Annotated in this window: 19 protein-coding genes; 14 read left to right on the top strand and 5 right to left on the bottom strand. The window is 71.0% G+C overall.

Annotation, left to right across the window (positions count from 1 at the left end):
* The first annotated feature begins 30 nt into the window (after positions 1-30).
* From QPJ90_RS02490 to QPJ90_RS02450, 9 genes are all read left to right on the top strand, one after another.
* Entirely contained in the window at positions 31-1,425 is a 1,395-nt protein-coding gene (locus QPJ90_RS02490; protein ID WP_290132899.1) for an MFS transporter, read from the top strand.
* A gap of 48 nt (positions 1,426-1,473) precedes the next feature.
* A complete protein-coding gene (locus QPJ90_RS02485) occupies positions 1,474-3,657 on the top strand; it encodes an AAA family ATPase (protein WP_290132898.1) in 2,184 nt (727 codons plus the stop codon).
* 238 nt (positions 3,658-3,895) lie between these two features.
* Positions 3,896-4,450 carry a DUF2231 domain-containing protein gene (locus tag QPJ90_RS02480; RefSeq protein WP_290132897.1) on the top strand — a complete coding sequence of 185 codons (555 nt, stop codon included), beginning with the start codon at positions 3,896-3,898 and terminating at the stop codon, positions 4,448-4,450.
* A gap of 280 nt (positions 4,451-4,730) precedes the next feature.
* The gene (locus QPJ90_RS02475; protein ID WP_290132896.1) at positions 4,731-6,056 is read left to right on the top strand and encodes a sugar ABC transporter substrate-binding protein; all 1,326 of its coding nucleotides are present in this window, start codon (positions 4,731-4,733) and stop codon (positions 6,054-6,056) included.
* 3 nt (positions 6,057-6,059) lie between these two features.
* Positions 6,060-7,097 carry a sugar ABC transporter permease gene (locus tag QPJ90_RS02470; RefSeq protein ID WP_290132895.1) on the top strand — a complete coding sequence of 346 codons (1,038 nt, stop codon included), beginning with the start codon at positions 6,060-6,062 and terminating at the stop codon, positions 7,095-7,097.
* Entirely contained in the window at positions 7,094-8,044 is a 951-nt protein-coding gene (locus tag QPJ90_RS02465) for a carbohydrate ABC transporter permease (protein WP_290132894.1), read from the top strand. Before QPJ90_RS02470 ends, QPJ90_RS02465 begins: the two co-directional genes overlap by 4 nt.
* Before the next feature lie 260 nt (positions 8,045-8,304).
* A complete protein-coding gene (locus tag QPJ90_RS02460) occupies positions 8,305-9,093 on the top strand; it encodes a DeoR/GlpR family DNA-binding transcription regulator (RefSeq protein ID WP_290132893.1) in 789 nt (262 codons plus the stop codon).
* Entirely contained in the window at positions 9,090-10,136 is a 1,047-nt protein-coding gene (locus QPJ90_RS02455) for a hexose kinase (protein ID WP_290132892.1), read from the top strand. The genes QPJ90_RS02460 and QPJ90_RS02455 overlap by 4 nt, the downstream gene beginning before the upstream one ends.
* Before the next feature lie 95 nt (positions 10,137-10,231).
* Complete coding sequence (locus tag QPJ90_RS02450; RefSeq protein WP_290132891.1) at positions 10,232-12,361, top strand: fructose-specific PTS transporter subunit EIIC; 2,130 nt, start codon at positions 10,232-10,234, stop codon at positions 12,359-12,361.
* A 271-nt stretch (positions 12,362-12,632) separates the two neighbouring features.
* Here the strand turns inward: QPJ90_RS02450 and QPJ90_RS02445 are convergent, their stop codons facing one another.
* The gene (locus QPJ90_RS02445; RefSeq protein ID WP_290132890.1) at positions 12,633-14,369 is read right to left on the bottom strand and encodes a beta-N-acetylhexosaminidase; all 1,737 of its coding nucleotides are present in this window, start codon (positions 14,367-14,369) and stop codon (positions 12,633-12,635) included.
* 44 nt (positions 14,370-14,413) lie between these two features.
* Here QPJ90_RS02445 and QPJ90_RS02440 point away from each other — a divergent pair, with 44 nt between their 5' ends.
* Both QPJ90_RS02440 and QPJ90_RS02435 read left to right on the top strand, forming a co-directional pair.
* The gene (locus QPJ90_RS02440; RefSeq protein WP_290132889.1) at positions 14,414-15,562 is read left to right on the top strand and encodes an ROK family transcriptional regulator; all 1,149 of its coding nucleotides are present in this window, start codon (positions 14,414-14,416) and stop codon (positions 15,560-15,562) included.
* Between the two features lie 51 nt (positions 15,563-15,613).
* On the top strand, positions 15,614-16,309 hold the full coding sequence (locus QPJ90_RS02435) for a DedA family protein (RefSeq protein WP_290132888.1): 696 nt from the start codon (positions 15,614-15,616) through the stop codon (positions 16,307-16,309).
* A 17-nt stretch (positions 16,310-16,326) separates the two neighbouring features.
* Here the strand turns inward: QPJ90_RS02435 and QPJ90_RS02430 are convergent, their stop codons facing one another.
* Complete coding sequence (locus tag QPJ90_RS02430; protein WP_290132887.1) at positions 16,327-16,530, bottom strand: DUF2945 domain-containing protein; 204 nt, start codon at positions 16,528-16,530, stop codon at positions 16,327-16,329.
* A gap of 194 nt (positions 16,531-16,724) precedes the next feature.
* Here QPJ90_RS02430 and QPJ90_RS02425 point away from each other — a divergent pair, with 194 nt between their 5' ends.
* Together QPJ90_RS02425 and QPJ90_RS02420 are read left to right on the top strand one after the other, a co-directional pair.
* Positions 16,725-17,777: a serine/threonine-protein kinase gene (locus QPJ90_RS02425; RefSeq protein ID WP_290132886.1), complete on the top strand. Its 1,053-nt coding sequence runs from the start codon at positions 16,725-16,727 to the stop codon at positions 17,775-17,777.
* Positions 17,778-17,820: 43 nt separating this feature from the next.
* Positions 17,821-18,444, top strand: coding sequence for a phosphoribosylanthranilate isomerase (locus tag QPJ90_RS02420; RefSeq protein WP_290132885.1), 624 nt, complete (start codon positions 17,821-17,823; stop codon positions 18,442-18,444).
* An 89-nt stretch (positions 18,445-18,533) separates the two neighbouring features.
* Here the strand turns inward: QPJ90_RS02420 and QPJ90_RS02415 are convergent, their stop codons facing one another.
* The 3 genes from QPJ90_RS02415 to QPJ90_RS02405 form a co-directional block, all read right to left on the bottom strand.
* Positions 18,534-19,292 (bottom strand): HAD-IIB family hydrolase, encoded by a 759-nt coding sequence (locus QPJ90_RS02415; RefSeq protein WP_290132884.1) that lies wholly within the window; start codon positions 19,290-19,292, stop codon positions 18,534-18,536.
* Positions 19,293-19,433: 141 nt separating this feature from the next.
* Positions 19,434-19,847, bottom strand: coding sequence for a hotdog domain-containing protein (locus QPJ90_RS02410; RefSeq protein ID WP_290132883.1), 414 nt, complete (start codon positions 19,845-19,847; stop codon positions 19,434-19,436).
* A 63-nt stretch (positions 19,848-19,910) separates the two neighbouring features.
* Complete coding sequence (locus tag QPJ90_RS02405) at positions 19,911-20,498, bottom strand: nitroreductase family protein (protein WP_290132882.1); 588 nt, start codon at positions 20,496-20,498, stop codon at positions 19,911-19,913.
* A gap of 81 nt (positions 20,499-20,579) precedes the next feature.
* Here QPJ90_RS02405 and QPJ90_RS02400 point away from each other — a divergent pair, with 81 nt between their 5' ends.
* Positions 20,580-21,503 (top strand): AEC family transporter, encoded by a 924-nt coding sequence (locus tag QPJ90_RS02400; RefSeq protein WP_290132881.1) that lies wholly within the window; start codon positions 20,580-20,582, stop codon positions 21,501-21,503.
* Positions 21,504-21,511: the final 8 nt, after the last annotated feature.

Genomic DNA, 21,511 nt, shown 5'->3' with positions numbered 1-21,511 from the left:
GACGTCGGCGGTGCGGGGTTGGATGAGCGCATGACGACGCCCGCCGCTCCGCTCCGCGACGACCGCCGCGTGGTGCTCGTCGTCGCGATCCTCGCGTCGTTCGTGGTGGGGTTGGACGCGAGCGTCGTGAACGTCGCGCTCCCGGCGATCCGACACGAGCTCGGGGGCGGCCTCGTCGTGCAGCAGTGGGTCGTCGACGCCTACATGGTGACGCTCGGGTCGCTCATCCTCGTCGCCGGCTCCCTGTCGGACCTGTTCGGCCGGGTGCGGATCATCACGCTCGGGTTGATCGTCTTCGGGGTGGCCTCCATCGTGTGCGCGGCGGCGCCGACGGGCGAGGTGCTCATCGTCGCGCGGGCACTGCAGGGTGTCGGGGGTGCGCTCGTCACACCGAGCTCGCTCGCGCTCATCATCGCGGCGTACCGCGGTGCGGCGCAGGGCAGGGCGATCGGCTCGTGGACGGCGTGGTCGAGCGCTGCCGTGATCGTCGGCCCGGTCATCGGCGGGGTGATCGTCGACGGGATCGGTTGGCGGTGGATCTTCGTGCTCACCGCGGTGCCGATCGCCGTGACCATCCCGCTCGTGGCCCGGATCTCCGGTGACGTCCGGCCTCCCGGCAGGCCGCGGGTCGACGTGGTCGGGGCGGTGCTCGCGGTGGTCGGCATCGGCGGGGTGGTGCTCGGGCTGATCGAGCAGGAGCGCCTCGGCTGGTCGTCCCCGATCGTGCTCGGCGCGCTCGTGCTCGGCGGGCTGGCGCTGGCGGCGTTCGTGCCGTGGGAACGGCGGACCCCGCAGCCGCTCGTGGACCTCGGGCTGTTCCGGGCGCGGAACTTCGCGGTCGGGAACCTGGCGACACTGTCGATCTACGGTGCGCTCGGCATGGTCGGCTTCGTCGTGACCCTGTTCCTCCAGGAGGTCTGGGCGTTCCCGGCCTGGGTCGCCGGGATCGCCACGCTGCCGCCGACGATCCTGCTCCTGCTGCTCTCGACGACGGTGGGCTCCTTCGCCGGCCGGTACGGGCCGCGGTGGTTCATGGCCGCGGGTCCGGCGATCGCAGCAGTGGGTTCGTTCCTCATGGTGCTCGTCGGCGACGACCCGGCGGCCTACTGGTGGACGGTGCTCCCCGGGCTCGTGCTCGTCGGCGTCGGGATCTCGCTCATGGTGACGCCGCTGACCAGTGCGGTCCTGGGATCGGTACCGGAGTCCGAGGCGGGCATCGGCTCGGCGGTCAACAACGCCGTGGCCCGGATCGCCAGCCTCGTCGTGGTGGCGCTCGCCGGTGTCGTGCTCGGCGGCGCGATGAGCACGGTCGGGTTCCACCGTGCGGTCGTGGTCATGGGCGTCCTGCTGCTCGCCGGCGCGATCGTCAGCGCGGTCGGGATCCGGAACCCGGTGCGGGAAGAAACCGTGCCGAACAGAAGTTGAGTGCAGTAGACTCAACCCCAGGATCAATGCAACGAAAGGACGGAACGCATGGCGAACCTCCAGGGCGCTCCTGACTCGCAAGAGCGACAGAAGACCGCCCTCGAGCAGTACGGCGTCGACCTCACCGCGATCGCCCGGAGCGGCAAGCTCGACCCGGTGATCGGTCGCGACGCCGAGATCCGGCGCGTGTCGCAGGTGTTGACCCGCCGGACGAAGAACAACCCCGTGCTCATCGGCGAGCCCGGCGTCGGCAAGACCGCCGTGGTCGAGGGACTCGCGCAGCGCATCGTCGCCGGGGACGTCGCCGACTCCCTCAAGGACAAGCGGCTCGTGTCGCTCGACATCTCCGCCCTCATCGCCGGCGCGAAGTACCGCGGCGAGTTCGAGGAGCGGCTCAAGGCCGTGCTCAAGGAGATCAACGACTCCGACGGGCAGGTCATCACCTTCATCGACGAGCTGCACACACTCATGGGCGCCGGTGGCGGCGAAGGGTCCGTCGCAGCGTCGAACATGCTCAAGCCGATGCTCGCGCGCGGTGAGCTCCGGCTCATCGGTGCCACGACGCTCGACGAGTACCGCCAGTACATCGAGAAGGACGCCGCACTCGAACGACGGTTCCAGCAGGTCTACGTGGGCGAGCCCAGCGTCGAGGACGCCGTGGCCATCCTCCGCGGGCTCAAGGAGCGGTACGAGGCACACCACAAGGTGACGATCAACGACTCCGCGCTCGTCGCCGCTGCGAGCCTGTCGAACCGGTACATCTCCGGTCGTCAGCTGCCCGACAAGGCGATCGACCTCATCGACGAGGCGGCGTCGCGACTCCGGATGGAGATCGACTCGTCGCCGGTCGAGATCGACGAGCTCAAGCGCACGGTGGACCGGCTGCGCGTCGAGGAGTTCGCACTCAAGCAGGAGAAGGACGACGCCTCGAAGGCGCGGCTCGAGACCCTGCGTGCCGAGCTCGCGAGCCGCGAGACGCTGCTCGCGGAACTCGAGCAGCGGTGGCAGGCCGAGCGCGCGTCGCTCAACCGGATCGGTGAGCTGAAGCAGCAGCTCGACGAGCTGGGCATGCGTTCGCAGCGGGCACAGCGAGAGGCCGACTACGAGACCGTCAGCCGGCTCGAGTACGGCGAGAAGCCGCGCATCGAGGCCGAGCTGGCCGCCGCCGAACAGGCCGAGAGCGCCGAGCGGATGGTGAACGACAGCGTCACCGACGAGGACATCGCGGCCGTCATCGCGCAGTGGACCGGCATCCCGATGGGGCGCCTGCTCCAGGGCGAGACCGAGAAGCTGCTGCACCTCGAGAACGAGCTCGGCCGCCGGATCATCGGGCAGCGCTCGGCGGTGAACACCGTGTCCGAGGCCGTCCGCCGCACCCGTGCGGGCATCTCCGACCCGGACCGCCCCACGGGCTCGTTCCTGTTCCTCGGACCCACCGGCGTCGGCAAGACCGAGCTGGCCAAGGCGCTCGCCGAGTTCCTGTTCGACGACGAGAAGGCCCTCGTCCGGATCGACATGAGCGAGTACGGCGAGAAGCACTCGGTCGCGCGGCTCATCGGCGCCCCGCCCGGGTACGTCGGGTACGAGGCCGGTGGGCAGCTCACCGAGTCCGTCCGGCGTCGGCCCTACTCGGTCGTGCTGCTCGACGAGGTCGAGAAGGCCCACCCCGAGGTCTTCGACGTGCTCCTGCAGGTGCTCGACGACGGCCGGTTGACCGACGGACAGGGGCGGACGGTCGACTTCCGGAACACGATCCTCATCCTGACGTCGAACCTCGGGTCGCAGTTCCTCACCGACACCTCGTTGACGCCGGAGCAGCGCGAGGAGGGCGTGCGTGAGCTCGTGTCGCAGGCCTTCCGGCCGGAGTTCGTCAACCGGCTCGACGACATCGTGGTGTTCCAGGCGCTCACCTCGGAGGACCTCGGGCAGATCGTGTCGCTGTACGTCGACCGCCTCGCGCGCCGGCTGTCCGACCGTCGGCTCGAGCTCGCGGTGACGCCGTCGGCCCGGACGTGGCTCGCTGAGCGCGGGTACGACCCGGTGTACGGCGCGCGTCCGTTGCGGCGGCTCATGCAGCGGCAGATCGACGACCGGCTGGCGCGGGCCATCCTGGCCGGCGACGTCCGCGACGGCGACACCGTGCGGGTGGACGTCGCTGCGGGTGGCGACGAGCTGACGGTCGAGCCGTTCGACCTCGGTGAGGTCGTCGAGGGCGAGATCGTCGAGGAGTAGCGGGAGGCAGCCCGTGCGCTCCGAGGGGAACCAGGTTCCGGGCGCAGCACCGTGGAACGGCGCGGTGTGGTGTCCGGAACCTGGTTCCGTGTCGGCGTGGCCAAGGGTGACCGCCTGGAGGCCCGGGGAACGTTCCTGGAACGCGCCCCGCCTCGCTCGCAGGCTCGCTCGGCGAGACCGGGGCACAGCGCTGGCGCGCTGTGAACGCCCCCGCCTCGCCCGGCCTAGATTCCAGGGCATGCCTGAGATCCGCGCCATCCGTCGCCTCACCGACGCCGTCGAGCACGCGGACGTGCTCGACAAGGCCGTCGACATCGACCGCAGCGTCGTCCGCGCGCTCGCACGCCCGAAGGCGCTGCGACAGCTGCTGCACGGCGTGCCCTTCGGGCACCCGCTCCACCCCCTGATGGTGCAGGTGCCGCTCGGGGCGTGGATCTCGGCGGCGGTGCTCGACCTCGTGGGCGGGAAGGGCAACGCGAAGGCCGCGAAGACCCTCGTCGGTGTGGGGCTGGTGTCGTCCGGGAGCGCGTCCGTTGCCGGGTACGTGGACTGGTCCGAGCTCGACCGCGAACAGCTCCGGACCGGATGGGTGCACCAGGCGGTGAACTGGGTCGGGATCACGCTCTACGGGCTGTCGTGGATGCAGCGGAAGCGCGGGAACCACGGCGCCGGGAAGCTGCTCGGGTTCGCGGGGCTGACGGTCGTCGGGGTCGGCGGGTACCTCGGTGGGCACCTGGCCTACCGGCAGCGTGCGGGTGTCGGGTCGAGCGAGCACGTCCCCTTCGACGACTGAACACTCTGTCCTGACGGGTCGCTCCGGCGACGGACGGGAGGCCCGTGGCGGGATCGCCACGGGCCTCCCGTCCGTCGTGTCCGGCGGGTGCAGATCATGCCTGGTCATGACCAGTTCGTCAAGGCTGCGTCCCGATCTGTTCGACATCCGTGATCGCCCGGAAACATGCGGATCGCGACTGTCCACAGGCTTGCGATCCGGTGTTGACATCCCTGCGTGATGGGTCTTTACTCACCATTACGCAACGTCCTTTCATAAAGGTCGGACCAAGGGAGTCAACGTGACACGCACGCGTTTCGCCGCACTCGGTGCGCTCGCCCTCGCAGGCGCGCTCGCCCTCACCGGGTGCTCCGCCGGAAGCAACGGAGCTTCCGACGGCGGCACGAAGTCCATCGGCACACCCGACGGCAAGGGCAAGACCATCACCGTGTGGATCATGAACGGCGACCTCAGCCCGAAGATCCTCGACGTCGCCGAGAAGCAGTTCACCAAGGACACCGGCGCCAAGGTGAAGCTCCAGCTGCAGCAGTGGGACGGCATCACGACCAAGCTCACGACGGCGCTCGCGCAGCAGGACGCCCCGGACGTCGTCGACCTCGGCAACACACAGGTGCCGGTGTACGCCGCGACCGGTGGCCTGATGGACCTGTCGCCATACAAGAAGGAGCTGCAGGACGGGCAGACGTGGCTGTCCGGGCTCGAGGGCCCGGCGACCGTCGACGGGAAGCTCTACGGCGCCCCGCTGTTCGCCGGCAACCGCGCGGTCATCTACAACAAGAAGACGTGGGCGGACGCCGGGGTCACCGACGTGCCGAAGTCGTACGACGAGCTCACCGCCGACCTCGACAAGGTGAAGGCGAAGAACCCGCAGGCCGACTTCTCCGCGTTCTACATGCCCGGCCAGTACTGGTACGGCGGACTGCAGTGGGTGTGGGACGCCGGCGGACAGATCGCCACCGAGAAGGGCGGCAAGTGGACGGGAGCGCTCGACTCCGCCGCCGCCGTCAAGGGGCTCACGGCGTGGAAGGACTTCCAGAACAGCTACTCGGCGAAGTCCACGCAGGACATCAACACCGACAAGCCCGCCGAGTCCGACGTCTTCGCCCAGGGCAACACCTCGGCGATCCTCGGGTCAGCGTGGGAGATCGGGTCGATCACCACGGCCAAGCCCGAGCTCAAGGACCAGATCGGGACGTTCCCGATGCCCTCCGCGACCGAGGGGAAGACCCAGCCGGTGTTCCTCGGCGGGTCGGACCTCGGCATCCCGTCGAAGTCGCAGAACCAGGACCTCGCGCTGTACTACACGAAGATCCTGACCTCGAAGGAGTTCCAGAAGGACCAGGTCTTCGGCGTCGACGGGTGGGAGCCGAACTCGACGCAGCTGCTCGACGCGGTCGCCGGTGACGTGGACGAGCTCCACAAGCCGTACTTCGAGGCCGCCTCGACGAGCCGCCCGACCCCGGCGACCCCGGGCTGGGCCACGATCGAGGGCGACTCGAGCTTCCAGACGATGTTCGCCGACATCGCCACGGGGCGGAAGACACCGCAGCAGGCAGCCGAGGGCTTCTCGGAGCACCTCACGTCCGCGCTCAACGCGCAGCAGTAGTCGATGACCTCCACTGCAGAGCGGGTGTCCGGTCCGGCCTCGGCCGGGCCGGACACCCGGCGTGGCGGTCTGCGCCGGAGCCGTCCGGTCGGAGCGGGTCCGTCGGGGTCGGGCTCGGCGGGCGGTCGCGGTGGCCGGCGGCGGTCGCTGACGGCGTCCCGGGCCCCGCTCGTGCTGCTGGCGCCGGCCGCGGTCCTGTTGCTCGCGCTGGTCGTGTACCCGCTCGTGCGGCTGCTGGTGATCTCCTTCCAGGACTACGGCCTCCGCGCGATCTTCACCGGGCAGGCCGGGTTCGCCGGGATCACGAACTACACGAACGTCCTCACCGACGCCAGCTTCTGGCCGGTCATCCTCCGGACGGTGCTCGTCACGGGGGCGATGGTCGTCGGGACGATCGGCATCGGCATGGCGGTGTCGCAGCTGCTCACCCGGCTCGGCGTCGTCATGCGCACGGTGGTCAGCGTCGTGCTCGTGCTGGCCTGGGCGATGCCGAACGTGGCGTCCAGCCTGGTCTGGCAGTGGCTCTTCCAGCCGTTCTACGGTGTGCTCAACTGGATCATCACGCAGCTCGGCGTGTTCGGGGACCACACGCAGGACAACTGGGCCTCGACCCCGGGGCAGTCACTGGCGATCGTGCTCTCGCTCGTCATCTGGCAGGCGGTCCCGTTCGTGGCGCTCACGCTGTACGCGGCGCAGTCGCAGATCGCGGCGGAGTACTACGAGGCCGGTGCGCTCGACGGCGCTTCGGCGTGGGCCATGTACCGGGCGATCACGCTCCCCGCGCTCGTGCCGACGCTGCTCCTCGTGACGATCCTCTCGGTGATCTGGGACTTCAACGTCTTCAACCAGATCTGGCTGCTCACCAGGGGCGGACCGGAGGACACCACGCTCACGCTCGGCATCTGGACGTTCGTGAAGTCGTTCGTCTCAAACGCGTACGGGCAGGGCGCCGCGATCGCCGTCATCTCGACGCTGATTCTCGGTGCGCTCACCAGCTACTACATCCGCCGGCTCGTCCGCAGTGGAGAGGAAGACCTGTGACGACCACCACCACCCCCGGGGTGACCGGGGTGACCGCCTCCGAAGCGCAGCCCGACGTGGCGGGGGCGAGGCGTGCCTCCAGGCCGGGCGGGCGTGGTCGGGGCGGTGAGCCGGGCGGCGCGCGTCGGCGGAAGCCGCGCATCGTCGCGAACACCATCGCGGTGGTGTTCTGCCTGGTCTGGGTGTTCCCGATCTACTGGATGGTGAACACGGCGTTCAAGCCCGCGGACGAGGTCACGACGCTGACGCCGATCTGGCTGCCGCTCCGACCGACGCTCGAGAACTTCACCCGGGCGCTGACCCAGGACGGGTTCCTCGTGTACCTGCGCAACTCGGCGATCGTCGTCGTGGCTGCGGTGCTGCTGTCGATCGTGGTCGGGTTCCTGGCCTCGGCGGCGCTGTCGCGGTTCCGGTTCCGCGGGCGGCGGGCGATCCTCGTGGCGATCCTGTTCGTGCAGATGATCCCGTCCGGGGCGCTCCTCATCCCGCTGTTCCTGTCGTTCCAGACCCTCGGGCTGCTCAACAGCTACATCGGGCTGATCCTCGCGTACGTCGCGAGCGTCCTCCCGTTCTCGATCTGGGTGATGCGGGGGTTCTTCGTGGCCGTGCCCGTCGAGATCGAGGAGGCCGCGAAGGTCGACGGCGCGGGAACGTTCCGCATCCTCTGGAGCGTCCTGTTCCCGCTCGTGATGCCGGGGGTGATCGCCACGAGCGTGTTCGCGTTCATCGCCGCGTGGAACGACTACCTGACGGCGTACGTGATGCTCAAGGACCAGGGGATGTACACGCTGCCGGTGTGGCTCGCCGGGTTCTCCACGAACAAGGGGACCGACTTCGGCGGGCTCATGGCGGCGTCCGTGCTGTTCTCGATCCCGGTGGTGGTGTTCTTCCTGATCGTGCAGCGGCGGCTGGTGAGCGGGATGACCGCGGGGGCCGTCAAGGGGTAGCCGGCACCGGTGCTCGTACTCCCTGCAGGGCGGGGTGTTCTCGTGCGCCCGGGTGCTCGCGTGCGCGTGTCGCGCCGACCCCGGCTGGTCGCAGAACGTGTCGGCCCGCTCGGCCCCGGGCGGCGTGTTGTGCGACCAAACGGGTGGCGCGGGCGCCCGGCCGAGCCTGTGGACGTGTTGGTTTCGCAACGAAACGGTTGCGAACGTGTGACTTTGCGGCGTACAGTGCTCGAAACCCACGGGAACGAAGGAGTTCGGGCATGTACGCAACCGAGCGGCACGACGCCATCGCCGCCTCGCTGCTGTCGGCAGGGCGCGTCTCCGTCGCCGAACTGGCCGAGCACTTCGACGTCACGACCGAGACCGTCCGACGTGACCTCGACGTCCTCGAGTCCGCCGGCGTCCTGCGCCGTGTGCACGGGGGAGCGGTGCCGGTCGGCCGGTCGAGCGTCGTCGAACTGAGCGTCGCCGAACGTGAGGGGCAGCACGGCTCCGCGAAGACCGCGATCGCCCGCGCTGCCATGCGTCTCGTGCCGCCGACGTTCACCGGGTCGATCGCCCTCGACGCCGGCACGACCTGCGCCGCCGTCGGCGCCGAACTCGCCCGGTGGGAACCCGCCACGGCCGGGGCGACGATCACCGTCATCACGAACTCGGTCCCGATCGCCGGCGTCCTGCAGCACAGCGAGCACGTCGAACTGCACCTCCTCGGCGGCCGGGTGCGCGGCGTCACCAGCGCCGCGGTCGGCACGGCCACGGTCGAGCAGATCGGCGCGCTGCGACCCGACATCGCCTTCGTCGGGACGAACGGCCTCTCCGCGGGCTTCGGGCTGAGCACCCCGGACGAGTACGAAGCAGCGGTCAAGGGCGCCTACGTCCTGGCCGCTCGGCGGAGCGTCGTCCTCGCGGACGCGGCCAAGCACGGGGTCGAGGCCCTCATGCGCTTCGCCCGGCTCGACGAGGTCGACACGATCGTCACCGACCAGGAGCCCCCGGCGGACCTCGCCGGTGCGCTCGCCGAAGCGGACGTCGAGGTGGTCGTCGCATGAACCAGAACCCGAGCCACGACGCGCGGACCAGCACGCGCATCGTCACGGTGACGCCGAACCCGAGCCTCGACCGCACGATCGAGCTCGCCGGTGAACTCCAGCGCGGCGCCGTCCAGCGCGCCACGCGGTCCACGGCGGAGCCGGGCGGCAAGGGCGTCAACGTCTCCCGCGTCGTCGTGGCGAGCGGTGGCGACACGATCGCGGTCCTGCCGGGCGACGAGCTCGACCCCGTGCTGCTCGGCCTCGCGACCCGCGGCATCCCGACGGCCGCGATGCCGATCGGCGCGCCGCTCCGCTCGAACGTCACGGTCACCGAGCCCACCGGCACGACCACGAAGCTCAACGAGCCCGGGCCGTCCCTCGCCGGACGCCTCGAGGAGTTCGCCTCGCTCGTCGCCGACGCCGCGGGGCCGACCCCGACCGGACCCGGTGCACGCTGGGTCGTCCTCGCCGGGTCGCTGCCGCCGGGACTCCCGGACGACGCGCTCGCCGAGCTGGTCCGGGCCGTCCGCGCCCGCCACGGTGAGGACGTCCGGATCGCCGTCGACTCCTCGGGCGTCCCGTTCACGGCCCTGCTGCAGTCCGGCGAGCGGATCGACCTCGTCAAGCCGAACGCCGAGGAACTCGCCGAGGTCGTCGGCGGCGACCCCGACGAGTACGAGCGGGACCTCGACGCCGCGGCCGCCGCAGCGGAACGACTCCGGTCGCGGGGTGTGGACACCGTCCTGCTCACCCTCGGCAGCGCCGGCGCCGTCCTCGTCGGCCCCGACGGAGCGCACGCCGCCGCCGCCCCGAAGATCGTCGCCCGCTCGACCGTCGGGGCGGGGGACTCCTCCCTCGCCGGGTACCTGCTCGCCGAGGTCGCCGGAGCGCGGCCGGAGGAACGCCTCGCCCAGGCCGTCGCGACCGGAGCGGCGGCAGCCGCACTCCCGGGCAGCGACGTCCCCGCACTCGACCACACCGATCCCACCGCCATCGCGGTCCGAGCACTGCGGCCCGCGACACCGACGGCACCGGCACCAGCTGCACCGGCACCGGTCTGAACCCCGACGACCACCCGCACGACAACCCGTACGACCCCCACCCACCAGCACGAAGCACGGCCCGCGCCCCCGGCGCCACTGCAAAGGAGCAACCCATGTCCGCAGACACGACGCAGCGCCTCATCAGCGCTGAGCTCGTCGGCCTCGACGAGGACCTCGGAGCGACGTCGAGCGACGTCATCCGCGTCCTCGCCGACCGCGTCGCCGCCACCGGCCGCGCAGCCGACGGCGCCGCCCTCGCCGAGGACGCCATCAAGCGCGAAGCCAGCGTCGGCACGGGCGTGCCCGGCGGCATCGCCATCCCGCACGCACGGTCGGCCTCGGTGTCGAGCCCGACCCTCGCGTTCTCGCGCCTCGCCCGGAAGGTGCCGTTCGGCGCTCCGGACGGCGACGCCGACGTCGTCTTCATGATCGCCGTGCCCGAGGGCGCCGACAAGGACCACCTCACGGTCCTCTCGACCCTCGCCCGGGCGCTCATCCGCGAGGACTTCACCGCGGCGCTCCGCGCCGCGTCGACCCCGCAGGAGATCGTCGACCTCGTCGAGCGCGAGGTGGGCGGCGAGGTCGCCGCAGCCGGCGTCGGGAACGCGAGCAGCGCCTCCCGGCCGGCCGCAGCACCGTCGACGCAGGCCGCGTCCGGTGACGCGACCACGAGCAACACCGCCGCGCGTGCCCGCAAGGTCATCGTCGGCGTCACCGCCTGCCCGACCGGCATCGCGCACACCTACATGGCTGCCGACGCCCTCGTCGCCGCCGCCCAGCGGGCCGGTGCCGAGATGCACGTCGAGACCCAGGGGTCCTCGCAGGTCGAGCCGCTCGACCCGGCGCTCATCGCCCGGGCCGACGCCGTCGTGTTCGCCGTGGACGTCGACGTGCGCGACCGCGGCCGGTTCGCGGGCAAGCCCCTCGTGTCCGGACCGGTGAAGCGCGGCGTGGACGAGCCCGACAAGATGATCGCCGAGGCCCTCCGAGCCGCCGACGACCCGAACGCCGCGCGCGTCCAGGGCGGTGCGGCGACCGCCGAGACCACGAAGCCCGACGAGCACTTCGGGCAGGCGCTCAAGCGCTGGCTCCTCACCGGTGTCAGCTACATGATCCCGTTCGTCGCGGGCGGCGGTCTGCTCATCGCGCTCGGCTTCCTGCTCGCCGGCTACGGCATCGCGCTGCAGCACGGCGACTCCGGCCAGAACAACGCCGTCTACACGCTGACGAACTACACCCTCGTCAACCTCCCGCCGGAGGGGCTCGCTTACTACCTCGGTGCGGCCGCGTTCCAGATCGGTGGCGTCTCGCTCGGCTTCCTCGTCGCAGCACTCGCCGGGTACATCGCGTACGCCATCGCCGACCGTCCGGGCATCGCGCCGGGCTTCGTCGCCGGTTCGATCGCCGTCTTCATGAACGCGGGCTTCCTCGGAGGGCTCGTCGGTGGCCTCATCGCCGGTGGCGCTGCGTACTGGATCGGGCGCATCCCGACCTGGCGCTGGCTGCGCGGACTCATGCCGGTCGTGATCATCCCGCTGTTCGCGTCGATCATCGCCTCGGGCCTCATGCTCCTCGTGCTCGGCGGTCCGATCGCCTGGGTCATGACGCAGCTCACCGCGTGGCTGAACTCGCTGTCCGGCGCCTCGGCGATCCTGCTCGGCATCATCCTCGGCCTCATGATGGCGTTCGACCTCGGTGGCCCGGTCAACAAGGTGGCGTACGCGTTCGCGGTCGCCGGCCTCGGTGCCGGTTCGGCCACCAACGTCGTGCCGTTCGAGATCATGGCCGCCGTCATGGCCGCGGGCATGGTCCCGCCGCTGGCCCTCGCGCTCGCCTCGACCGTCCTCTACCGTCGCGGCTTCACCAAGCCGGAGCGGGAGAACGGCAAGGCCGCGTGGCTGCTCGGTGCGTCGTTCATCTCCGAGGGTGCGATCCCGTTCGCCGCGGCCGACCCGCTCCGCGTCATCCCGGCGTCGATGATCGGTGCCGCGGTCACCGGGGCGATCTCGATGGCGGCCGGTGTGACCTCGCGGGCACCGCACGGCGGCATCTTCGTCTTCTTCGCGATCGGCAACATCTGGATGTTCATCGTCGCGATCCTCGCCGGCACCGTGGTCTCCGCGCTCGTGCTGGTCGGGCTGAAGAAGTGGGTGCGTCGTCGTCCGGTGGACGAGGCCGCCGCGGGCTCCGAGGCCGCGGTCGCGGCCGAGACGGTGGGGCAGCGCGCGCCGGTCGCGGCGTAGTCGACGTCACCACGTGACGGACGGGAGGCACGGTGCCAGCTGGCACCGTGCCTCCCGTCCGTCCGTGGGTGCGTCGCGCACGGGGCGCGACTCTGCCCTGTACTCGCAGCGCGGAGCGGTCGCGACGCCCCGCGGGCCGCAGGTCGAGCGGTCACGGAACGTCGCTCTCGCGAGTGGGGCGCGACGATTCGCGACCTATCGGGGGAGCTGAGCGGGGAGTCGTGACCGATCGGCGCCCTCCGCGTCCGGTCGGTCCAGCCAGCCCCGCGCGCTACTCCGCGATGTTCGCCGTCACCGCGTCGATGTACGCCGCGCGTTCCTCTCGTGAGGCCGGCCGCCCCGGCACCCCCGGCCGCTGCTCCCACGGGAACGGCCCGGCCTCGTGCCGGTACTCGATCCCCATCGCCTCGAGCCGTGCCGTGTGCTCCGCCAGGCGTCCGCGGAACTCCGCGACGTCCCGTGGTCCGGCGACGTCCGCCGACCACAGCGCCTCGGACAGCGCCGCCACCCGGGGGAAGAGCTGGTAGTCGAGCTTCCGGGCAGTGTCGACGTGCTCGGTCCACATGTTGCCCTGGCCGCCGATGACGTGCGCCCGCTCGGCGTCGGTCAGGCCCGAGGGCACCGGGTCGAACGCGAAGACGTCGTCGACGGAGAGCACGATCGACACCGGGATCGGCTCGGTCGGCAGGTCGCTCTGGCGGTAGTCGAGGTACGCCTGGTCGTCCGGGGACGAGATCACGTCGTGGCCCCGCTTCGCCGCCGTCCGCGCACCCGTGAGCCCGCGCCACGACAGCACGGTGGCCGACGGGGACAGGGTACCGCCCTCGAGGATCTCGTCCCAGCCGAAGGCACGTCGGCCCCGCGACTCGACGTGTGCCGCGAGCCGACCGATGATCCACGCCTGGAGCTGCTCCTCGTCTGCCAGCCCGAGCTCCCGCATGCGCTCCTGCGTGCGCGGGTCGTGCTCCCACTGCACCTTCGGGCACTCGTCGCCGCCGATGCCGATGTACGGGCTCGGGAAGAGGTCGATGACCTCGTCGAGGACGTCCTGGAAGAACGCGATCGTGGACTCCTCGGCGTTGAGGACGTCGTCGGCGATGCCCCACTCCGTCCAGACCTCGACCGGGCGGTCCGGGTGGACGCCGAGCTCCGGGTACGCGGCGAGGGCGGCGCGGACGTGACCAGGCGTCTCGATCTCGGGCACGACGGTGACGAAGCGGTCGGCTGCGTAGGCGACGATCTCGCGGACGTCGTCGTGCGTGTAGTACCCGCCGTGCGGGCGTCCGTCGAACCCGGCGGGACGGAGCGCCCCGTCGGCGTCCGCCACGTGCGCGCCGACCTGGGACTCGCGCCGCCACGAGCCGACCTCGGTCAGACGCGGGTACTTCCGGATCTCGATCCGCCACCCCTGGTCCTCGGTGAGGTGGAAGTGCAGGCGGTTGATCCGGTGCGCGGCGAGTTGGTCGACGACCCGCATGACCTCGTGCTTCGTGCGGAAGTGGCGGCAGACGTCGAGCATCACGCCCCGCCAGGCGAAGGCGGGGGCGTCCTCGACGACCGTCGCGGGGACCGTCCACGGCCCCGTCCCGACGCGTCCGTGCCGGTACACGTCGGCCGGCAGGGACTGCAGCAGGGCCTGCACACCGTAGAAGACACCGGCAGCCGAACCGCCGACCACCTCGATCCGCTCGGGCGTGACCGTGAGCCGGAACGCCTCGCTGCGGTCGCCCGGAGCCGACGCGGGTCCGTCGGCCGCGGGTCCGGCCGCGGTCGCGGGTCCGGCCGGCAGGGTCTCGAGCTCCGCCGGGGAAGCGACCCGCAGCGCGATGACGTCGGCCCCCTCGTGACGTTCCGCGTCGCGCACCGGCAGGCCGGTCGAGCCGCGGAGGGTCTGCTGCAGGTACAGTCGCACCGACGCGGTGTCGTCGTCGGCAGCGATGCGGGTCGACGCGGTGATCTCGAAGGCGCCGGTTCCCGCTTCGGTACGGCGCGGGCGGGGGATGAGCATGTCAGGTCCACCATTCCTCAATGGTCTTTCGTAATATGGAGGCTATGGCCGTGGAAGAGACCGTGTCAACGCTCCCGAGCACCGTAGTGGGGACGACCCCCGGTGTGCTGCGGCTGATCAACTCGCGCGCGATCCTCGACGAGCTCTTCCGCGAGGACGCCTCCCGGACGGTCACGGAACTGAGCCGGACGGTCGGGCTCTCCCGTCCGACTGTCGAGGCTGCGCTCGCCGACCTCGTGGACGAAGGGTGGGTCGCCGAGGCCGAGGCCATCGCGACCCCGAACAAGGCCGGGCGTCGTGCCAAGCGCTTCGCCGCCGACGCGTCGGCCGGTGCGGTCCTCGGCGTGGACCTCGGGCTGCACGGCATCGTCGGTCTGCGCGCGGACCTCCGGGGCGCGACGACCGTCCGGGTCGAGGAGCGCTACGCCGACCTGACCAGCGCCGAGCAGGCCTGGACGAGCGTGCAGGACGTCGTGCAGCGGCTCACCGAGGGCGTCGCGCCCGACCGGGTGCTCGCCGCCACGTTCGGCGTGCCGGCGGTCGTCGACCGCTCGGGCGCGATCGACTACACGGTCGCGGTGCCCCAGTGGGTGGAGTCGCGGGTGCCCGGCCGCATCCAGGACCTCTTCCCCGGGGCGGCGACCTTCTTCGACAACGACGCCAAGCTCGCGGCGACCGCCGAGGCGATGTGGGGCCGGTTCCGCGGTGTCGACGACGCGCTCTACCTCGTCATGGGGCGGCAGATCGGAGCGTCCTACCTGGTCGACGGATCGCTGGCGCGCGGGGCGCGCGGCGCCGCGGGTGAGATGGGAGGCCTCGCCTCGACCGGGTGGCCGTCCGCGCCGACCCGCCTGGAGGCGCGGATCGCCCCCGGCACGGACCTCGAGTCGGTCTTCGCGTCGGCCGGGCACGGCGACCCCGGGGCCGTCGAGGTCGTCCGCGCGTTCGCGGCCGACGTGGCCCCGGGCGTGGTTCAGCTCGTCACGACGCTCGACCCGCAGGTCGTCGTGGTCGGGGGAGAGGTCCTGCCCGCCGCAGACGTCTTCGCCGCAGCGCTGCAGGGGCTCGTGACGCCCGAGCTGCGGCACCCCGTCGAGGTCGTGCCGTCGACGGTCGGTCGCGACGCGGTGGCGCGAGGTGCGCTCGCTCGGTCCCTCACCCACGTGCGGACCTCGCACATGGGCCTCGGGTGACGCTCAGGTCCCGCGCCGGAGTCTGACAGGCCGCTCAGGGATGATCGGCGGATGACGACTGCCCTGCCCCGTCCCGTGGCTGCCGCCGATCCCGAGATGGGCGGGCTCTCCGGGCTCGTCCTGCAGCTCATCGACGCCCTCGGCGAGTGGGGCGTCGCGCTCATGCTCTTCATCGAGACGGTCTTCCCGCCGATCCCGTCCGAGGTCATACTGCCGCTCGCCGGGTTCCTCGCCGGGGCGGGGCAGATGAACCTCGTGCTGGTGCTCGTCGCGGCGACGCTCGGGTCCTACCTCGGAGCACTGGTGCTCTACTGGCTCGGCGCGGTCATCGGCTTCGAGCGGACCGTGCGCCTGCTCGGTCGGCTGCCGCTCGTCGACGAGGACGACTTCCGCAAGGCTGCGGACTGGTTCCACCGACACGGCAAGAGCGCGGTGTTCTTCGGCCGCTTCGTGCCGATCGTCCGCAGTCTCATCTCGCTCCCGGCAGGAGCGGACCGCATGCACCTCGGTACGTTCTCGGTCTTCACGATCATCGCGAGCGGGATCTGGAACGGCGCGCTCGTCCTGCTCGGTGCGGCGTTCGGGACGCAGTACGACAAGGTCGAGCAGTACACCGAGTGGATCGACCGGGTGCTCTACGTCGCCATCGCCGTCGTCGTCGTGACGTTCGTCGTGCGCCGGGTCCGACGAGCCCGCGCCGGACAGGGTGCTCGCAGGCGGCGCCGCGCCACCCCGGCCGGCGACTGAGCCGCACCGGGACCGGTTCAGGCCTTCGTCAGGGCCGACTCCTTGTGGGCGGCCTTGTTGCCCGACTTCTCCGACTCGACGATCCAGTACGGGTCGTCGTCGGTCGGCTTGAAGTCCTGACCGTCGAACGTGAAGTCCTTGGTCTTCTTCTCGACCAGCTTGCCGGTCGTCTTGCCCTGCGAGGTGTTCCAGTGCACCTCGTCACCCTTCGACAGCGCCATCGTGTCCTCCTTGCGCGTGAACGTCCATCTGTCCCGCCCATGCGTACACCCGATGCAGCCGCATGAACACAGGGAAGTACGGCCCATCACGATGTCGTAACGAGCCCGCGGGATCGTTCGCGGGCGCGTACCGTACTGGGTGAGTCAACCCGAAGGCAACTGCTGCTCCCGACTCCCGACGGAACGACGTGCACATGACCCTGCTGGACAGCCCTCGGGCGGAGACGGTGCTCGCTGGCCGCTACCGTCTCCTGCGGCTCATCGGCACCGGTGGCATGGGCACCGTCTACGAAGCGCGCGACGAGCACACCTACCGGCTCGTCGCGGTGAAGCTGTTCGCGACGCCGGACACCATGACGACCGCCGACCGCGTCCGCCAGGAGCGCGAGATCCGCCTGCTGAGCATGCTGTCGCACCCCGGACTCATCCCGCTCTACGACGCCGGGACGCACGACTTCGAGGACGGCCCGCACCGCTTCATCGTGATGGAGCTCATCGCCGACACGACGCTGCTCCGGCGGCTGGCCGAGGGCGCGCTGCACAACTACGAGGTGGCCGACCTCGGGGCGCAGCTCGCCGACGCGCTCGCCTACGTGCACTCCCGCGGCATCGTGCACCGTGACGTCAAGCCGGCGAACATCCTCATCAGCGACGAGGGCTCCTCCGGTTTCGCTCGGACGGTCAAGCTCACCGACTTCGGCGTCGCGCACTTCGTCGACGGCTCCCGGCTCACCAACGACGGCACGATCATCGGGACCGCCGCGTACCTCAGCCCGGAGCAGGTGGCCGGCGAGCCGATCGGGTTCGCGACGGACGTCTACTCGCTCGGGCTCGTGCTGCTCGAGGCCCTGACCGGCAAGCAGGAGTACTCCGGCACGCTCATCGAGGCCGCCCTCGCCCGACTCCGGCGCGACCCGGAGGTCCCGGAGGACATCGCGTCGGAGTGGCGCGACCTCCTCGAGCGCATGACGGCCCGGGACCCCGAGCGCCGGCCGACCGCGGTGGCCGTGGCGAACGCACTGCGCGGCGGATCGACGCAGATCACCGGACCGGTGCCGCTGGGGCCCGACCGCGAGAGGCACCTCCGCGCGCACAAGCTGCACCGTGCCGCACACCGACACGCCAAGCGGGGCACGTTCGACTCCGTGAAGCGGTGGCGTCGCCGGAACGTGCTGCTCGGCGGGTTCGCGATGTTCGGACTGCTCGCAGCGTGCGGCGCGTCGTACCTGGCGGGCATGCTGCACTGAACCGAGTGCGACCGCGTCTGTGCGCCCTGGCAGGATGGACGGCATGACCGATCAGCGCTGGATCAAGATCTGCGGCCTCTCCACCCCCGAGACGGTGGACGCCGCCGTGGACGCCGGCGCCGACGCGGTCGGGTTCGTCTTCGCCGCGAACAGCCCCCGCACGGTGACGGCCGACCTCGCGAAGGAACTCGTCGAGCGGGTGCCCGAGGGCATCGACGCCGTCGGGGTGTTCCGCGACCAGCAGATCGACGAGGTGGTCGGGATCGCCTCGGCGGTCGGACTGACCACGCTCCAGCTGCACGGCGGCGAATCCGTCTCGGACTTCGCCCGCGCACGTGACGCCGGCTTCTTCACGATCCGGGCGGTCAGCACCGAGGACTACCTGCGCGAGACGCCCGAGCAGCGTGCCGCGTTCGACCACGACCTCCTGCTGCTCGACGCCGCGGTGCCGGGCAGCGGTCGACTCGTGGAGCCCTCGACGATCGCGGGCAAGGTGGACGAGGCCTGGATCCTCGCGGGCGGCCTCACACCCGCGAACGTCGTTGCCGCGGTCGAGGCGCTCGACCCGGACGGCGTCGACGTGTCGAGCGGCGTCGAGTCCGAGCGCGGCGTCAAGGACGCCGCGAAGATCCGCGCGTTCGTCGAGGCGGTCCGCAGCATCCCTTGACGCCGCGCCTCGCGCGCGACGCGACCAGACGGACGGACGGGAGGCCCATGGCGGATCCGCCACGGGCCTCCCGTCCGTACCGGTGCGCGTCAGCGCAGCGTCGGGATCAGCTCCGTGAGGAACGCGTCGGTGTCCTCCCAGCCCTCCACGGCGTGGCAGGGGACGCCGAGCGCCTTCACCGGGTAGTCGTTGCCCTCGGGGTCGAGGCGGTCGCCGACGAACAGCATGTCGTCGAGCGCGATGCCCGTGAGCTCGGCGAGCCGACGCATCCCGTAGGCCTTGTCGATGCCCTTGCGGGTGATGTCGATGCTCGTGGAACCGCCGGAGCGGACCTCGAGGTCGGCCAGCTGCTCCTGCACGAGGCGACGCAGGTGGTCCTTCTTCTCGCCGGTCGGGTCCCACTGCTTCTTCACGTCGACCGGTGCTGCCTGGCCGAGGGCCGAGAACGTGATCTGCGAGCCACGGTCCTCGAGGATGTCACCCCAGGTCCGGGTCTCCCAGTAGCCGGCCTGCTTCGCCTGGTCCTCCACGGCGGCGAGGGCGCGGGCCTTCTGCTCGTCGGTGAGGTCCTCGGCGTACTGCAGTGCCCAGTCGTCGTCCTGCCAGCGGTAGTACCGGGTGCCGCAGGTCGGCAGGAGGTGGAGGTCGTCGAGCGTCAGGCCGTCGCGGTGCCGGAGCGGCGTGACGAGCTGCTGCTCGAACTGGTGGAAGTTGCCACCGGAGATCACGGCGACCGGCACGACCTCGAGCAGGGACGCGAAGGTCTCGAGCATGCGGGGGTCGAGCGGCGACTTCGACGGGGCGAGGGTGTCGTCCAGGTCGAAGGCGACGAGGTGGGGCGTGGTCATGGGTCCGATCCTGCCAGAGTCGGGCCGAGCAGACGGTCCGTGCGGGGGAGCGGTGCGGATCGGATGCGGACCACCGCGACGTGCGGGCAGCGGACGGCGGCCGGTGGGCGGTGCAGCATGCGGCGGGCGGCGGGCGGCCGGTCAGGCCCGGTGCGTGGCGGGGACCCGGTCGCGCGCGTAGGTGATGTCCGTGTAGCCGTGCGGCGCCGGGTTGCCGTCCTCGTCGAGGTTCACGAAGACGACCTCGTCGATGGTGAGGATGCTGCGGTGCGTGAAGAGGTTGCGCGCCTCGGCCCGCATCGTGAGCGACGTCCGGCCGAAGCGGGTGGCGACGAGGCCGATCTCGACGATGTCGCCCTCACGCGCGGACGACACGAAGACGATCTCCGACATGTACTTCGTCACGACCTTGCCGTTGCCGAGCTGGATGATCGCGTAGACCGCGGCCTCCTCGTCGATCCAGCGGAGGAGGCTGCCGCCGAAGAGCGTGCCGTTGGCGTTGAGGTCCTCGGGGCGGACCCACTTGCGGGTGTAGAAGTTCATCGCGTTCTGCATGTCAGTACATACTACGACGGCCGGGCCCGTGCGGACCCGGCCGTCGGTACGACGTGCTGCCGACTACTCCTTGACGAGGACGACCTCGTCGAGCGGCAGGCGGGTGCGCGGCGCGACCTCGCGCTCGGCGGCCTTGTCGTCGAGCTGCGACGGGTCCGCGACCGTGCCGATCGCCGTCACGGTGTAGGGCAGGAATCGCTCCGGCAGGTCGAACGCGGCGCGGAGCCCCTCGGCGTCGATGCCCGCCATCTGGTGCACGTGCAGGCCCTCGGCGTGCGCCTGCACGGTCAGCGCGGCGAGCGACTGGCCGAGGTCGTACTGCGCGAACGGCCGCTCCTCGCCGTCCTCGGTGACGGTCTCGAGCACGCCGACCACGAGCGCGCTGGCACGGAACGCCCACGCGGCGTTGAAGCCGAGCAGGTTCTCGTTGATCTTCCGGAACGTCTCGGTGCCACGGCGACCGGCGATGAAGCGGCGCGGCTGGTGGTTCATGGCCGAAGCGGCCCAGCGTGCAGCCTCGAGGACGGCGTCGAACGCGGCGTCGTCGATGGTCGCGGTCTCGTCGTAGGAACGCGGGCTCCACCGCTCCTCGAGGAGCGGCACGAGGGGCTGGCTGGAGTCGGTCGAGCGGGTGAGCGTCTGCGAGGTCATGGTGCCGTCAACGGTATTCGATGCGTTCGCATTTCCCGGCTGTACGACGTCACATGAAGCCGAGGTGCCAGGATGGACGGGATGGGTGGCGTCTTGACCGGGTTCGCGATCATCGGCGCGATCATCGCTGCCGGGTACGTCGTGGGGCGCACCGGCCTGCTCGGTCCGCACGCCCAGTTCGTGATGAGCCGACTCGCGTTCTTCGTGCTCATGCCGTGCCTGCTGTTCCACACCATCGCGACCGCCGACATCGCCGCGCTCCTCTCGCCCGTGCTCTGGGTGTCGCTCGTCAGCGCGCTCGTGGTCGCGCTCGGAGCGGCGATCGTCTTCCGGGTGGTGCTCCGGCGTCCGCTCACGACGACGACGGTCGGAGCACTGGCGTCGAGCTACGTCAACGCGAACAACATCGGCCTGCCGGTCGCCGTCTACGTCCTCGGGCAGGCCACCGCCGTCGTCCCGGTCATCCTGCTGCAGCTCATCGTCCTCGCGCCGATCGCCCTGACGGTCCTCGACACCGCGACGGCCGGTTCGGGCAGCCTCGGGCGTCGGATCGCCGGGCCGTTCCGGAACCCGATCATCATCGCGTCGCTCGTCGGGCTCGTGTGCAGTGCGCTGCACGTGGAGCTGCCGGCGCCCGTCCTCGAGCCGTTCTCCCTGGTCGGGGCCGCGGCCGTGCCGGTGGTGCTGCTCTCGTTCGGGATGAGCCTGCACGGCGCGACACCGCTGCGGGACCCGGCGATCCGGACCGACGTCGTCGTCGCGTCGGCGATCAAGCTCGTGGTCATGCCCGCCGTGGCGTTCGTGTTCGCGCGGTACGTGTTCGGCCTCGGCGCACAGGACGTCTTCGTGCTCACCACGCTCGGGGCGCTGCCGTCGGCGCAGAACGTCTTCAACTACGCGCAGCGCTACGGTGCCGCCGTGCCGGTGGCGCGGGACGTCGTGCTCGTCTCGACCGTCGGGTCGGTTCCGGTGCTCGTGGCGATCGCGGCCCTGCTGCACCCGTAGCGCGCTGT

Source organism: Curtobacterium sp. 458 (genome assembly GCF_030406605.1).
Classification (GTDB): domain Bacteria; phylum Actinomycetota; class Actinomycetes; order Actinomycetales; family Microbacteriaceae; genus Curtobacterium.
This window is presented reverse-complemented; position numbering and strand designations above follow the sequence as displayed.